This window comes from Streptomyces sp. NPDC045846 (genome assembly GCF_056431605.1).
In genome coordinates this window covers 261,864-276,212 of the sequence record NZ_JBWKKJ010000005.1, presented here as the reverse complement: position 1 = coordinate 276,212, position 14,349 = coordinate 261,864, and the positions used below count along the sequence as shown (strand labels likewise).

Annotated in this window: 11 protein-coding genes; 6 read left to right on the top strand and 5 right to left on the bottom strand. The window is 71.7% G+C overall.

The genetic code is table 11. The features are described from left to right. Together AC07F3_RS16300 and AC07F3_RS16295 are read left to right on the top strand one after the other, a co-directional pair. A complete protein-coding gene (locus tag AC07F3_RS16300) occupies window positions 1–4,128 on the top strand; it encodes a hypothetical protein (protein WP_479114523.1) in 4,128 nt (1,375 codons plus the stop codon). Window positions 4,129–4,137: 9 nt separating this feature from the next. Beyond that, on the top strand, window positions 4,138–4,992 hold the full coding sequence (locus AC07F3_RS16295) for a chymotrypsin family serine protease (protein WP_479114521.1): 855 nt from the start codon (window positions 4,138–4,140) through the stop codon (window positions 4,990–4,992). Window positions 4,993–5,008: 16 nt separating this feature from the next. On the opposite strand, the gene AC07F3_RS16290 is transcribed toward AC07F3_RS16295, so the two are convergent. Together AC07F3_RS16290 and AC07F3_RS16285 are read right to left on the bottom strand one after the other, a co-directional pair. Then, complete coding sequence (locus AC07F3_RS16290; RefSeq protein WP_479114519.1) at window positions 5,009–5,998, bottom strand: aldo/keto reductase; 990 nt, start codon at window positions 5,996–5,998, stop codon at window positions 5,009–5,011. A 210-nt stretch (window positions 5,999–6,208) separates the two neighbouring features. Further along, window positions 6,209–6,796 carry a flavodoxin family protein gene (locus AC07F3_RS16285; RefSeq protein ID WP_479114517.1) on the bottom strand — a complete coding sequence of 196 codons (588 nt, stop codon included), beginning with the start codon at window positions 6,794–6,796 and terminating at the stop codon, window positions 6,209–6,211. Between the two features lie 241 nt (window positions 6,797–7,037). Here AC07F3_RS16285 and AC07F3_RS16280 point away from each other — a divergent pair, with 241 nt between their 5' ends. Beyond that, window positions 7,038–7,766 carry a TetR/AcrR family transcriptional regulator gene (locus AC07F3_RS16280; RefSeq protein WP_479114515.1) on the top strand — a complete coding sequence of 243 codons (729 nt, stop codon included), beginning with the start codon at window positions 7,038–7,040 and terminating at the stop codon, window positions 7,764–7,766. 93 nt (window positions 7,767–7,859) lie between these two features. Here AC07F3_RS16280 and AC07F3_RS16275 read toward each other — a convergent pair whose 3' ends face one another. Beyond that, on the bottom strand, window positions 7,860–8,327 hold the full coding sequence (locus AC07F3_RS16275; protein WP_479114513.1) for a MarR family winged helix-turn-helix transcriptional regulator: 468 nt from the start codon (window positions 8,325–8,327) through the stop codon (window positions 7,860–7,862). A gap of 101 nt (window positions 8,328–8,428) precedes the next feature. On the opposite strand from AC07F3_RS16275, the gene AC07F3_RS16270 reads away from it, so the two are divergent. Continuing rightward, window positions 8,429–9,643: an amidohydrolase family protein gene (locus AC07F3_RS16270; protein ID WP_479114511.1), complete on the top strand. Its 1,215-nt coding sequence runs from the start codon at window positions 8,429–8,431 to the stop codon at window positions 9,641–9,643. Window positions 9,644–9,867: 224 nt separating this feature from the next. Here the strand turns inward: AC07F3_RS16270 and AC07F3_RS16265 are convergent, their stop codons facing one another. Continuing rightward, the gene (locus AC07F3_RS16265; RefSeq protein ID WP_479114509.1) at window positions 9,868–10,644 is read right to left on the bottom strand and encodes an isocitrate lyase/PEP mutase family protein; all 777 of its coding nucleotides are present in this window, start codon (window positions 10,642–10,644) and stop codon (window positions 9,868–9,870) included. A gap of 522 nt (window positions 10,645–11,166) precedes the next feature. On the opposite strand from AC07F3_RS16265, the gene AC07F3_RS16260 reads away from it, so the two are divergent. Continuing rightward, window positions 11,167–12,540 carry an FtsW/RodA/SpoVE family cell cycle protein gene (locus tag AC07F3_RS16260; RefSeq protein WP_479114934.1) on the top strand — a complete coding sequence of 458 codons (1,374 nt, stop codon included), beginning with the start codon at window positions 11,167–11,169 and terminating at the stop codon, window positions 12,538–12,540. A gap of 12 nt (window positions 12,541–12,552) precedes the next feature. On the opposite strand, the gene AC07F3_RS16255 is transcribed toward AC07F3_RS16260, so the two are convergent. Further along, complete coding sequence (locus AC07F3_RS16255) at window positions 12,553–12,966, bottom strand: hypothetical protein (protein WP_479114507.1); 414 nt, start codon at window positions 12,964–12,966, stop codon at window positions 12,553–12,555. A 463-nt stretch (window positions 12,967–13,429) separates the two neighbouring features. Here AC07F3_RS16255 and AC07F3_RS16250 point away from each other — a divergent pair, with 463 nt between their 5' ends. Continuing rightward, the gene (locus AC07F3_RS16250) at window positions 13,430–14,158 is read left to right on the top strand and encodes an MgtC/SapB family protein (RefSeq protein WP_479114505.1); all 729 of its coding nucleotides are present in this window, start codon (window positions 13,430–13,432) and stop codon (window positions 14,156–14,158) included. The last annotated feature ends 191 nt before the right edge of the window (window positions 14,159–14,349 follow it).

Here is a 14,349-nt window from a genome sequence, read left to right as displayed (position 1 = left end):
ATGGACAGCATCCGGTGGACCGTGCTCCCCGACGGCGTGGCCGACGGCTCCGCGGTACGCGTCTCCGTCCTGGTCAGCCCGAGACTGACCGGCATCAGCCGGCTTGGCGACTCCGCCCTCTTCACCGACTGGCCCCGCCACCTGGCCGCCCTGCTGCCCTCGCTGTGGCTGGAGTTCGACGCGCCCGCGCAGACCCTGGTCAAGGAATGGCAGCCCACCGGCCGCTACCCGGCCGCCGATTCCGCCCTGTGGCGCACCCTGTTCACCGACGACACCTTCGTACGGCCGCCGCAGGCACCGCCCGCGCTCGCCGCGGCGACGCGCCAGACCCTGCGGTCCTATCCGGGAAAGATGGTCCACGACGAGATCACCGGTCTTTATGCGGCCGTCGCCGTGGACACCACGCAGAGCAGGCTGCGCCGTGCCTGGGCGCGGGAGGAGCGACTCCTGTGCGAGGAGCCGCCGACGGACCACCGCGGCTGGGAGCATCCCCCGCTGTTCCGGCTGACCGGCATGATCTCGGAGCCCGTTCTGGCCCTCGCCAGAGACCTCAAGTCCGGGTACGCAGCCGTGGACGCCGCCCTGCTCCCGCGCGACTCCGGGCCTGCGGTCGGGGACGGCTCCGACCACGCACCCGTCTGCATGGACCGTACGAGCGCCCCTTACACCGACGCCAAACGGATGCTCGCACTCGCCGAAGCCGCGCGCTTCTACCACCGCGGCACGGCGTCGGCCGCGCTCGTCGAAGCCCCGCAGAACCGCGTCGACTTCCACGACGCGTGTGCTCTCCTCGGCGACTGTCCGGAACTCCAGCGCAGGTTCGGGCTCGTGCTCGACCTGCGGTTCTCGGTGCCCGCCGCGGTCGTCGACGGGGCGCGGATCCGGGTGCGCTTCGACGACCGGGCCGTCGGCGCCGCCGAGCTCAACGCCCCGGAAAAGCGTCCCTGGACCCGGCTGCGCTTCACGCGGGGCAGTGTCTTCGCGGCGGCCGACGGCGGGCTGATCAGCGACCGCATGCTGAACCTCGGCGCCCCCGACACCTGGCACCTGACCGAGCTGGACGTGGACGGCGCGGCCCTCAAGCACCTCGACTACGCCCGCACCGTCGACACCCTGCGCAGCGACCGGCTGCCGACCGGCACGGGGTCGGTCGCCGAGCTCCTGGTGAGCACCGCCACCCCCGCCGCCCGGGGCGGCGGGATCACGCTGCTGCACACGGACCGCGACCGGCACCTCGCCCGACTCATCGGAGCCGACCGCGGCCGCCAAGGCGCCACCGGGGACAGCGACTTGACGTCGCAGGACCTGGTCCGCGGCTACCGCGTGGACATCGGCACGGTCGACCCGGCCACCGGGCGGGTCACCCAGTGGCGCTCCCTGCTGCGGCGCCGCGGCAGCTACACCATCCGCCGTCCGGGTCAGGCGCCCGTCGCCATCCCGGTGGCCCCGGACGAGGGCCTGGTCCGCGCCAGCACGGTGACGGTGGACGCCGCCGACGACCGCCAGCTGTACGGGCACCAGGCCGTGTTCGGCTGGCAGGGCTGGAGTCTCGCGGCACCACGCCCCGGCCGGACCATCGGCCTCGACGACCAGCCGCACGTCCCCGCCCCGCCCGTCTCGCCCGACGTGCCGCTGGACACCACGTTCGTGCCGGAGCCGGGCTCGCTGCCCGCCCTGCGCTACGGCCGCACGTACCGCATGCGCGCCCGCGTGGTCGACCTGGCAGGCAACAGCCTGGACCACACGGTGACCACACCCGACACCGTCCACTCCGACGCCCTCGCCTACGGCCGCTGGGAGCCGGTGCCCCAGCCGGTGGTGGTGCCGCTGCTGCCGTTCAACGAAGGAGAGTCCACCGAGCGGCTGGTCATCCGCAGCACCGTGACCGATGACGACCGCCAGATCTCCACCGACGCCTACGCGGCCCTGCGCTCCAACGTGCCCGACCACGCCGCGCACTCCGCGGTGGACGGCCTGGACCGCCGGTACAAGCCGGTCTCCGAACGCCATGTCGCACCGCCCAAGACCGCGCTCCAGATGGCCGAGGAACACGGCGTGTTCGACGCGGCCTTCGGCGCCGACAAGCCCCAGCGGCTGCGCGAGGAGTACTTCGAGGCCGCCTCCCGCGAGTCCGGGTCGTTCCTGGACACCGTGGTCCGCGATCCCGAGTGGCCGCACGGCGAGCACGACCTGCTGCGGGAGCAGGAGATCCACATCGCCAAGCACACCGTGCACGATCCGGACCCGCTCACCCCGCTGCCCCTGCCACGGCGCGGAGCCGGTCTCAAGCGCGGCGAGTACGTGGTGCACAGCGGCGACCAACTGCTGCTGCCCTACCTGCCCGACGTGCTCGCCGAAGGGGTCATGCTGCGCGGTCTTCCCGGCGACCCGGAGAACCGCAAGATCCCCTTCCCCGGTCCGTGGCCGCAGGCCAAGCCGTTCCGGCTGCGCGTCAACGAGGGCTCGGGCGAACCCCAGTGGCGCGACGGCCTCCTGGACCGGGTCCTCGACGTCTTCCTCACCAAGGGCGAGGTCGCTACCGTCCGGCTCAGCTGCTACCTCGACCCGCGGAAGCTGCCGCTGCTCCGCCAGTGGAACCTGCTCACCGCCTCCTCGTGCTGGACCCAACTGCCCGACTCCGAACGCGCGTTCGTGACCCAGGCCAGCGCCGACGGCGAGAACTGGATGCTCACCCCCTGGGTCGAACTGACCCTGGTGCACGCGGTGGAGAAGCCCGTGCACCGACCCGAGCTCAGCCACCTCACCACCGGGCGCGACGCCGGGCAGACCGCGGCGCTCCTCGGCGGCCACCTGACCAGTCACGCCGAAAGCACCGGCCACGTCGAGCTGGACGCCGGCTGGAGCGAGTGGCTCGACGACGTGACCCAACCCGCCCCCACCCGGGCCGAGGGGCACACCCACCTCGAAGACATCACCCTGCTCGCCGCCGAGGACGCGGCCACGGTGAGCCGCACCCACGAGTTCGGCGACACCCGGCACCGCAACGTCACCTACACGCCGACCGCCGTCACCCGGTTCCGGGAGTACTTCCACCCCAGCATCACCGAGGACCGCGCCAACGTCACCCGGGTCGGCCCCGCCTCCGACATCGTGGCGGTGCCCAGTTCGCGCCGCCCCGAGCCGCCGTCGGTGGCGTACGCCGTGCCGACGTACCGCCGCGGGCGGACCGTCGACGCCCAGCACGGCACGGTGACCCAGAGCCGTCACTCCGCCGGGCTGCGCGTCCATCTCCACCGGCCCTGGTTCTCCTCCGGTGACGACGAGATGCTGGCGGTCGTCCTGGACCCGGGCACCTCCCTGCCCGACCCGTATGCGACGCGGTGGGGCGTGGACCCGGTCTGGGGCGACACCACGCGGCTGCCGAGCCCCACGGCAGCGCACTTCCCCAACGCGGCGAAGGTCCTCACGGGGCTGCGCCTCGCCGAGTCGCCCGACACGGCCCCCCTCCTCGTCAACGCGGTGGCCTACACGCCCCTTTACCACGAGGAACGGCGGCTGTGGTACGTCGACATCGACGTGGACTTCACCGCCGCTTCGGGCACCGACACGGCGTACTTCCCCTACCTGCGCCTGGCCCTGGCCCGCTACCAGCCCTTCTCCGTCGAGCCGTTGCAGCTGTCGAAGGTGGAACGGGCCGAGTTCGCCCAGCTCGTGCCGCTCCGGTCGGTCACGGGCCATCGGGAGGACGACAGCCTCACCGTCAAGCTGACCGGCCCGGCGCCGTACAACGAACTGGGCGAACTGAGCGGCGCGAACGCGGTCGCGGCAGGAGCGAGCCGCCGGGTCGTCGTGTCCCTGCAGAGCCGGGCCGGCCTCAACGAGGACGACATGGACTGGCAGCAGGTCGGCGGCCCGGTGGAACTGACCTGCCGGGCCGATGGCGCCGGGTTCGCCTGGACGGGCGGACTCCCGGCGCCCAGCGGCCAGTTGCTCACCCTGTACCGGCTGCTCGTGCAGGAGTACGAGCTGTACCGGACCGACCAGGACACGGCCACCGACACCGTCACCGTGAACGGGAGCGCTTTGCCCGCCGCGCGGCGCCTGGTGCACGCGGACTACTTCGGCCTGACCGTCGGCCTGCTCGGCCGCATCGACTTCGCCCTCTAGGAGCACAGCATGTGGGGACGACCGCTTCCGGCCTGCCTGATGGCCGCACTCCTGACCTTGGCGCCCTGTGCGTCCGCGACCGGAGCACCGGCCGGCCGGTCCAACGACCCACCGCCGCACCGCGGCGCTGCCGCGATCACGACCACCGTCGGCGACACCCTGTTCGACTGCACGGCGGGCTTCGCGGTGCGCCGGGTCGAGGACGGCAAGCGCGCCATGGTCACGGCCGGGCACTGCTCGGACGCCCAGAAGAACGTGCCCGTCGTCTCGGGCCAGACCCCCTACGGCACCATCGCGCGGGCCTTCTTCGACGACGGGGCCGACGCCGGGCTGATCGCCGCCACCCCTGCCAAGCCGCAGCTGTACGCCCCGACCATCTGGACGGACGGCGGCCCCGCCGGTGAACCGGTGGCCCGCCGGGTGCTCGGCAAGGCGGACGCGCCCGTGGTCGGGCAGAAGGTGTGTGTGAGCGGTCAGGTCACCAAGCTGCTCTGTGACGTGGAGGTGTTCTCGCTGAGCGAGGGCAAGGAGTGCGAGGACAAGCCTCAGCCCAGGCGCTGCACCTTCGGCCTGGCGATCGCGGTGAAGGAGCACACCCAGGTGTCGCAGGCGGCCGATTGCGGGGCCCCGGTGTTCGTGCCGGTCGACCGGGTCGTCGACGGGCACCCGGTGCACGGCGCGGTGATCGTCGGAATGCTGGTGGCGGGCGGGCCGCGCGTGCAGGGCGGGCGGGCGGACCTGTTCGCCTTCCACACCGTGAAACAGATCGAATGCGCGCTGAACGTCAGCGTGCTGACCACCGCCGACGCGGAGTCGGGCGACCCGGTCCCGCCACCGCCCCGGGACTGCCGCGCCCTGGCATGAGAGGACCGGACGGCACTCAGACCCACGTGGGCACGTGCCCGTCGGCGTAGCGGGCGCCGAAGCCCCCGTGCGGCAGGATCTCGTCGATGGCCATGAGGTCGGCCTCGGTGAGGGTGAGGCCGGCGGCTCGTACGTTCTCCTCTATGCGCTGCGGGCTGCGGGTGCCGGGGATGGGCACGATGTGCTCACCCCGGGTCAGGAGCCAGGCCAGGGCCAGTTGGGAGACCGTGGCGCCCTTGGCCGCCGCGAGGGCCGCAAGCCGGTCGACCGCCTCGACGTTCTTCTCGAAGTTCCCGGGCTGCCAGCGCGGGTCGACGTTGCGTATGTCGCCGCCTTCGTACTGGCCGGCGGGCTTGGCGGTGCCGGTGATGAACCCGCGGCCGAGGGGCGAGTACGCGACGAAGCCGATGCCGAGTTCGTCCAGGACGGGCATGAGCTGCTCGACGTCCCGTTCGAACAGGGAGTACTCGGTCTGGAGCACGGAGACCGGCTGCACGGCGTGTGCTCGCCGGATCGTCTCGGGACCTGCCTCGCTGAGGCCGAAGTACCTCACCCAGCCCGCGTCGATGAGCTCCTTGACCGTGCCCGCGACCTCCTCGATGGGCACGTCGGGATCGACACGGTGCTGGTAGAACACGTCGATGTGATCGACGCCGAGGTAGCGCAGGCTGTTGTCGGCGACCTTGCGGATGTTGTCGGGCCGGCTGTTGAGAGGGCCGCCGATCCGCTCCGCGGGCACCGACATGTCGACGCCGAACTTGGTGGCCAGGACCACCTCGTCGCGGAAGTCCCTGACCGCCTTGCCCACCAGCAGCTCGTTCGAGCCGGTGCCCCAGCCGTACATCTCGGCGGTGTCGAAGAAGGTGACGCCCAGGTCGTGGGCGCGGCGGAGGGCGGCGACGCCGGCCGCCTCGTCGGTCGGTCCGTAGGCCATCGTCAGGCCCATCGCGCCGTAGCCGATGGCCGAGACCTCAAGGCCCTGGCTTCCCAGGGTCCGGTACTGCATGGCTCACTCCTTGGGAAGGCTCCAGTGCCGCCCCCGCCTGCCCGCCGCCGCGGCGTCCGGTGCGCGCGAGCGCACGGCTGCCGATGCCCTCGTACGAGGGGGGCGTACTTGGGCGTGCGGCCGACGTGGCGAGCGCGTGGGCCGGGCGTCGCGCCGGGGCGGACGTGGGCGGGGGCGGCACTGGAGGTGTGGTGTCTGGCGGCCGTTGGCTCAGAGCGCTGCGGCGGCCAGTCCGTTGTGGTGGATACGGGTCTGCTCGGCGACGCGGCGGCCGAGGTGGCGGGCGGTGTTCAGGTCCGCGTCATGGACCGCGGGAGTGTCGTTGAAGCTCTGTGCGCCCGCGCCGAGGTAGAAGCCGAGGCGGTTGTCCTCCTCGGGGCTGGAGGTGGTGGTGTTCCAGCCCGGCAGCAGGCCCAGGCTCACCCAGAGCATTCCGTGCTGGGCGGCCAGGAGCGAGAGGTACTGAAGGGTGTGCATCTTGTCGCCGCTCATGGAACCGGAGTTGGTGAACCCCGCGGCGAGCTTGTCGCTCCAGGACCGGGTGCTCCAGCGCTTGCTGGTTGCCTCGGCGAAGGCGTGGAACGCTCCGGACGCGGTGCCCATGTAGGTGGGGGTGCCGAAGATGATGGCGTCGGCGGCGTCCATCAGGTCCCAGTCGGCATCGCTCAGGGAGGCGACGTCCACGCGCTGGACCCGCGTCCCGGCCAGGGAGCGCGCGCCGTCCTCGACGGCCGCGGCGAGCTGCGCGGTGTGGCCGTAGCCGGAATGCGACGCGATGACGATCGATATGTCGGACATGGGTGTTCCTCCTGCCGCCACGGCGGCATGTTCGGTGCTGTGTCGGCGGACGACGAGAAGTCGCACGCCACGGTGGTCGGCCGCGCCACTCCGTGCCCGGGGTGCCAGCGGCCAGAGTGGTGGCGCGGCACGGGTCCAGCTAGCGCGGGGTGGCGCCGACCACCTTCGGCCGGATCGGCGTTACGGTTTAAACGTTAGCACCGATAGGGCGCCGTTACGCAAGATGCGATATCGTCGTTCCATGAACGAGGGACGGCGCGCCGCGCGACAGCAGGTACTGAAGGTGGCCGCCGAGCTTCTGGAGGAGGGCGGCAGCGAAGCCGTCTCCACACGGGCCGTCGCCGCGGCCGCGGGCATCACGGCCCCCGCGCTCTACCGGATGTTCGACGACAAGGACGGACTGCTGGCGGAGCTTGCCGCCTACGGATTCGAGATGTACCTGACCGAGAAGCGGGAGGCGCTGGCGCTGACCCCCGACGACCCGGTGGGCGACCTCTACCGCGGCTGGGACCTGCACGTCGACTTCGGAGTGCAGCACCCCGCGTTCTACATGCTCATGTACGGCACCGCACAGCCCGGTCGGCGCCCCCCGGCCGCGGACGAGGCGCACGCCCTGCTGGTCAGACTGCTGGGCCGGGCAGCCGAGGCCGGGCGGCTGCGGGTCCCGGTGGAGCAGGCGACCCGCGTCCTCCACGCGGCGACGACGGGCGCCACGCTCGCGCTGATCGGCGAAGAGCCCTCGGAACGGGACCTGGCCACGTCGGCACGCCTGCGGGACACCGTCATCGCCTCGGTCACCACGGACTCACCCGCCCCGTCGGGCTCGGACCTGGCCTCGCGCGCACTCGCCCTCGATGCCGCACTGCAATCCGCGCTCACCACCGAGTCCTCGGCCGAGGGCACCGGCGTACCGCTGCGCGCCACGGAGACGGCCCTGCTCCGCGAATGGCTCCAGCGACTGGCGGGCTGAACCGGCCACCTCCGCACAGGCGGTGGAGTCAGCCGATCACACCTCCCCGCGGGAGGGGTTCGGCCGACAGGACCGGCCGCGCGAGACGCCCCGTCAGTCGCGGCCGGCGGCCCGCTTCCTCGACCACGCGGTGGCGTCCGCACCGTAACGGGCCAAGAGGCGTGCGAACTGGACACGTTCCTCCGCCGACCAGGCCGCGGTGATCTCCTCGAACGCCTCGCGCTGTTCAGCGGCGAAGCGGTTCCGCTCGGCCTCGCCGTACTCGGTGAGTTCGAGCACGGTGCGGCGCCCATCGGCCTGGGAGGCCGCCCGGCGCAGCAGACCGTCCTGGATGCAGGCGGCCACCGTCCGGCTGGCCACGGGCTGGGCGACACCCATCTCGGCGGCGAGGCCACCGACGGTGGTCTCCCCCGGCGCGTCGGCGATCACATTCAGGACGAGGTTGCGGGAGAGGTCCTTGCTGGAAGCGGGTGCGCGGCGGCGCAGACGGGACAGCGCCGGGCCGATCTGGTCGAGTGCCAGGTCGTCGGGGTCCTGATCGGGGGAAAAGGCGCTGCTCATGGGGGCGAGTCTAGCCCGCATCCGGTATTTGCATACCCGCTGACACATGCATAGCATCGGGTATGTAAATGTTGACGAGCAAGGAAACGAGGCGGGCCGCCATGGCACTCACCGCGATCACCAACGCCCACGTCTTCGACGGGGAGAAGGCGCTCGGCGTACAGACCGTGGTCATCGATGGCGGGAGGATCACGCGGGTCGGGGGCGACGCTCCCCGGGACAGCGAGATCGTCGACGGTGGCGGCGCCACCTTGCTGCCGGGACTCATCGACGCCCATGTGCACTCCGCCCCCGGATCCCTGGCCCTCGCCCTGCGGTTCGGTGTGACGACCGAACTGGAGATGCAGGGGATGAACACTCGGGAGAACCGGGGCCACATCACCGACGACGACACCGTGGCCGACGTGCGCTCGGCCGGATTCGGCATCACACCGCCCGGCGGCCACCCCAGCGAGCTGATGCCCGAGGGGTTCCGGCCGAAGTGGGATCTCCCCCCGGTCATGCCCCTGATGCCGTTCTCCACGACCCCCGAGGAAGCGGCCGCGTTCGTCCCCCAACTCCTCGGCCGGGGATCGGACTTCATCAAGTTCATGATCGACGACGGGAGCGTGGAGGGCCACCCCGGGCTGCCCTCGCTCGACCAGGCCACCGTGAACGCGGGTGTGGCGGAGGCCAAGAAGTACGGCGCCCTGACCGTGGCCCACGCGCTCACCGTGGAGGCCACCAGGATGGCCGCGGAAGCCGGCATCGACGGCCTCGCCCACGTGTTCATGGACCAGCCGCACACGGCCGAGATCATCGACGTGATCAAGGACGCGGGCATGTTCGTCATTCCCTGCATCAGCCTCAACGCCTCGATGATGGGCATCACCGGCAGCGAACTCGCCGACGATCCTCGGGTCGCCGCCCGCCTCGACGCCCAGTGGGACCGGACGCTGCGCTCCAGCTACGACCGCTACCCGCAGGGCAAGCTCGACGACGTGTACGACACGGTGCGCGCCCTGGACGCCGCCGGCATCGACGTGCTGGCCGGCACCGACGTCTCCATGCCGGAGACGTTCTTCGGCGGTCTGGCACACGGAGCGAGCCTGCACCACGAACTGCAGTACCTCGTGGCCGCCGGCCTCACCCCCGCGCGGGCCCTGCGCGCAGCCACGGCGACCACGGCCCGCCGCTTCCGCCTCAGCGACCGGGGTCGCATCGCCGAAGGACTGCGCGCCGACCTCCTGCTGGTCGACGGCGACCCGACCAGCGACATCGGCGACACCCTCAACACCCGCGCCATCTGGCGCCGCGGCACCCGCCTGGCGGCATGACCGCAGGTCGCGTACACCGTCCGGGAGGAAACCGAGCGGGCCCTCGCGCCCCGGTCACGTCCGATCGCCCTGCCCTTACGGCGAGTTGACCGCCGCGCATCAGCCCACCGGGTTTGGTGGCGGCTTCACGGATGCCTGATCTGCGTTCTCATTCGCAGCTGGGACCGCGACACCGCGCCTGGCAGGTGCTCGCCCTTGGGCGGGTCACCGGAGTCCCGGGGCTCTCATCCCTGCTGCTGTCCCCGGTGGTAGCGCACGAGCCGCTCCTGCATCACGGGATAGGACGTTGCCGCGGGCGGGGTGCCGCCGTCGCGCACGTCCGTGGCCACGCGTACGGCGGCGTCCATCGCGGCGCGGTAGGGCAGTGATCCGGTACTGACGCGCCGCACGCCGAGCCGGCCCAGCTCCGCCGTCGAAAGCGTGGGGTGGGCCAGGGTGTTGACCGGCGCCTCGATGGCGTCGGTCAGCTCGCGCAGCTCGGAGGGATCGGTCGCCCCCGGGATGAAGATGCCGTCGGCACCCGCCGCGACGTACGCACGGGCCCGCGCCAAGGTCTCCTCGACCGTGGCCCGCTGGCCCAGCCAGTACGTGTCGATGCGGGCGTTGACGAAGAGGTCGGGCGCGGCGTGCTTGATGGCGGTGATCTTGGCCGCGTGCAGCACGGGATCGATGAGCCGCTCGTCGGTGCTGTCCTCGATGTTGATGCCGTCGACGCCGAGGGCCGCGGCGTAGGCCGCCACGTACTCGGGGTCGTCGTCGTAGCCGTCCTCGATGTCGGCGGAGACATAGAAGGAGGCGCCTCTCAGTTTCTGAGCGAGGGCCCTCGTGGCCTGCCTGCTGGCACGGCCGCCGTCGGGGTTTCCACCGGAGGCGGCGACGCCGAAGCTCGTCGTGCCGACGGCGGGGAAGCCCGCGTCCGCGAAGGCGAGCGCCGAGGCCACGTCCCAGGCGTTGGGCAGCAGGAGCGGGGAGTGCTGGTGGTGGAGCTCTTTGAACGTCATGTTCGTGACGACCTTTCGGGCGGCCCCGCTCCCCCGGGCGTGGACAGGGACAGGTGGAGACGAGCATGCCAGGTGGGGCGCTCGGGGTTCGCCGAGTGGCGGAGACATGCCAGATCCACGGGCCGCCGTGGCCAAATCGCGGCCTGCGACCCACCACAGCCGCACAGGCCCCGTGCCGGCGGCTCGCCATGGGGCCGGAAGCAGGGACGTTCTGAGCGCCAAGGGCTGAGCGCGGATCGGTCCGACCTGCCCCGTGTCCGCGGTTTCGGCCGATGGGGCGTAACGTAGCCCTGGTTAGTTGCATAATGGCGCAACTCGGCAAGTGTCTATGAGGAGAGCCCCGCAGGGACCGGCTCAGGCTGCCCGTTGTCTCGCGGTGCGTTCACGCCGCGGACGCGGGGGCGTGCTGTTCCCGGGTCCGCGGTTCTCCCGGCGTGGGAGGTTTCTGTGCGGGGGCTGACGAACGCGACGCGGTCGCGATCCACAAGCGGTGCGGAGCCCGAGGACGACTTCGGGCGCACGATGTCGTTCGCGGCGCTCGCGCAGGCGCCCAACCGGCGGCGCACCGAGGCCTGGCTGCTCGGCTTCGTCGTACTGATCACGGTCGGCGGCTACACCTGCACCAGCCTGTCCATGGACGGCCGGCTGCCCTCGGGGCTGACCGGGTTCGCCGTCGCCGTCTTCCTGCTCGCCGCGGTGCCGCACCTGGCGGTACGGCGCTGGGCCTCGCGGGCGGATCCGCTGATCCTTCCGCTCGCTCTGCTGCTGACCGGACTCGGCCTGGTGCTGATGCACCGGCTCGACATCACCTACGCGGCCGAGCCCCGCCTGAGGATCCCCCAGGCCGGCAGCGGCCAGCTCATGTGGACGGTGATCGGGATGGCCGTCTGCGTCGGCGTGCTCGTCGCCCTGCGCGATCACCGCTGGCTGCAGCGGTACCTGTATCTGATGATGGCGGTGGCCCTGGTGCTGCTGATGGCTCCGGCCTTCTTCGGTGCGGACCAGTTCGGCGCCAAGCGATGGATCATGCTGGGGCCGCTGAGCGTGCAGCCCGGCGAATTCGTGAAGGTCATGATCGCGGTCTTCTTCGCGGGCTATCTCACGGTTAACCGCGACGCGCTCGCGCTGACCGGGCGGCGGTTCCTCGGGATGCGGCTGCCGCCCGGGCGGCAGATGGCGCCGATCGCGACGATCTGGGTCCTCAGCCTGCTGGTGCTCATCTTCGAGCGGGACCTCGGCACCTCCCTGATCTTCTTCGGCGTGTTCGTGATCATGCTGTACATGGCCACCGAGCGGACCAGCTGGGTGGTGTGCGGTCTGCTCATGGCCGTGGTCGGGGCCGGAGTGGTCGGCTCCATGGAACCGCACGTCCACGGCCGGGTGGTCGCCTGGCTGCATCCCATGGACGCCTTCACGCCCGCCGGACAGAAGGCAGGGATCTCCGAACAGCTCGGCCAGGCCCTGTTCAGCTTCGGCAGCGGCGGCATCACCGGCACCGGGCTGGGCCAGGGCCACCCCGAACTCATCGGCTTCGCCGGGAACAGCGACTTCATTCTCACGACCGTCGGCGAAGAGCTCGGCCTGGCCGGGGTGATGGCCGTCCTGCTCCTGTACGCGCTCCTCGCGCAGCGCGGACTGCGCATCAGCGTCCTGGCCCGCGACCCGTTCGGGAAGCTCCTGGCGGCCGGCCTGTCCGGCGCGCTGCTGCTTCAGGTGTTCGTCGTCTCGGGCGGCGTCATGGGCCTCATCCCGCTGACCGGCAAGGCCCTGCCGTTCCTGGCCAAGGGCGGCTCGTCCATGGTCGCCAACTGGCTGATGGTCGCCCTGCTGATCCGCATCAGCGACAGCGCCCAGCGCCGCCGCGAACCGACGGGACCATCCCCGTTGGAGCCGTGACGTCCCGCGCTCTCACGCAGGGTCGCTGTCCTTGGCGGTGCCTGATGGGGCCGCCCAGTCCAGAGCGAAGGCGGCGAGCCAGGCCAGCCAGAGAGCGGCGGGCAGCTCCACCAGGAAGGCCATGCCCAGCGCCACGTACTGGGCACCGCCGTCTTCCGACGTCGCAACGTCGAACCAGGCGTCCAGGACCAGCAGCGCGGCGGTGGCCGACGCCACCGGCGAGACCGTCCGAACCTGACGCGCCAGGAGGACGGCGGTCGCCACCAGTCCGGTCGCCTGCAACAAGTCCAATCCGACCCAGGACACCGACCAGTTGCGCACCTGCGTCTGGCCGTCCAGCAAGAACCCCAGCACCACGGTCCAGGCCAGCAGAACGGCGGCGGTCACCAGCAGGACCCGAGCTATGACCCGAGGCGCGAAAGGCATGGAGGACGGTCCCGTCTACTGAAAACCCACTGTGCCCGGTCGACTCTATCGACGGCCCTTCAGAGGCACGCTCGACGGCCGCTGGAGCCGATACCCCCTTCGCACGGCCCCTGGTCAGCCGCGCGGACCGCGTCTTGCGGACTGCGGCACGCGTCGCGCTCCGCAGACCAGTCCGGTCTCCACCGGAAATGGTCGCCATGCGCCACATGGGAAAGGCCTCGCCCCGGGCGAGCGCTGCCCTCCACCATCTTTGCGTGACGACGCAAGTTCCCGGCGCATGGACAGCCCAGCCGCACGCATACGACATCAGGGCAGCCCCCTTGACCCTGAGGGCGCCGGTGAGGAGGCGGAGGGCACGCATCACCGTCACAGTGGACAGGGCCGGCACCGGCTCCGACCCCATTCGCCATCGTCTGGCGGCACGCAGGAGCGCCCGGCCCGCGCAGGGCGAGAGGAGGCCGCCATGGCCGAGCTGACCACCTTCGACTTCGCGCTGCGGCTCGCCGTGGGCGTCGGCTGCGGCGCGCTGATCGGCGTCGAACGCCAGTGGCGCGCCCGCATGGCCGGGCTGCGCACCAACGCGCTGGTCGCCGTCGGGGCCACCTTGTTCGTCCTGTACAGCGAGGCGGTCGGCGATGCGGGCAGCCCCACGCGGGTCGCCTCCTACGTCGTGTCCGGCATCGGCTTCCTCGGCGGCGGTGTGATCCTGCGCGACGGTGCGTCCGTACGGGGGCTCAACACCGCCGCCACCTTGTGGTGTTCGGCCGCCGTCGGGGTCCTCTCCGCCTCCGGCCGCCTGGGCCTGGCCCTCATCGGCACCGGCGCCGTGCTCGCCGTCCACCTGACGCTGCGTCCCGCGGGACGCCTCATCGACCGCGTGCCCCAGCACGACCCTGACACCGAAGGCGTACGGGCCACCGTCCACCTCGTCTGCGACCGCGGCGAGGACGCCCACATCCGCGCCCTGCTCCTGCAAGCCATGGCGGGCAGCGGACTCGCCCCCACCGGCCTGCGCGTGCGGCGCGAGGACGACGACACCACGGAGCTGCGGGCCGTCGTCGCGATCAGCGGCGACCCCGCCCGCGCCCTGGAACAGCTCATCGCCCGCCTTTCCCTCGAGCCCGGCATCCACGACCTGCACTGGCACCTGGACGCCACGCCCACCGACACCGAGCGCGACGCGGTGGCCTGAACAGCAACGGCCGGACGAGCCCCCGGAACGCCGCACCGTCCTTTTCGCGGCCCGACCCCTCGGCGAGCAAGCGCCGACCCGGCCGTGTACGAGCTCGGCCCGTGGGGTGTCAGCGCACAACTCCCCTGCCCGCCAGCTCTGCTCACGGACGGGGCGGGCGTTCGGCGACAGCGGCGGCTCCGCGGAAGGCA

Bases quoted from the DNA above. Each gene is read 5' to 3' on its own strand.
- AC07F3_RS16270 (WP_479114511.1), top strand. From the start codon at position 8,429: ATGGCACTCACCGCGATCACCAACGCCCACGTCTTCGACGGGGAGAAG.
- AC07F3_RS16250 (WP_479114505.1), top strand. From the start codon at position 13,430: ATGGCCGAGCTGACCACCTTCGACTTCGCGCTGCGGCTCGCCGTGGGC.
- AC07F3_RS16300 (WP_479114523.1), top strand. From the start codon at position 1: ATGGACAGCATCCGGTGGACCGTGCTCCCCGACGGCGTGGCCGACGGC.
- AC07F3_RS16295 (WP_479114521.1), top strand. From the start codon at position 4,138: ATGTGGGGACGACCGCTTCCGGCCTGCCTGATGGCCGCACTCCTGACC.
- AC07F3_RS16260 (WP_479114934.1), top strand. From the start codon at position 11,167: ATGTCGTTCGCGGCGCTCGCGCAGGCGCCCAACCGGCGGCGCACCGAG.
- AC07F3_RS16275 (WP_479114513.1), bottom strand. From the start codon at position 8,327: ATGAGCAGCGCCTTTTCCCCCGATCAGGACCCCGACGACCTGGCACTC.
- AC07F3_RS16265 (WP_479114509.1), bottom strand. From the start codon at position 10,644: ATGACGTTCAAAGAGCTCCACCACCAGCACTCCCCGCTCCTGCTGCCC.
- AC07F3_RS16280 (WP_479114515.1), top strand. From the start codon at position 7,038: ATGAACGAGGGACGGCGCGCCGCGCGACAGCAGGTACTGAAGGTGGCC.
- AC07F3_RS16255 (WP_479114507.1), bottom strand. From the start codon at position 12,966: ATGCCTTTCGCGCCTCGGGTCATAGCTCGGGTCCTGCTGGTGACCGCC.
- AC07F3_RS16290 (WP_479114519.1), bottom strand. From the start codon at position 5,998: ATGCAGTACCGGACCCTGGGAAGCCAGGGCCTTGAGGTCTCGGCCATC.
- AC07F3_RS16285 (WP_479114517.1), bottom strand. From the start codon at position 6,796: ATGTCCGACATATCGATCGTCATCGCGTCGCATTCCGGCTACGGCCAC.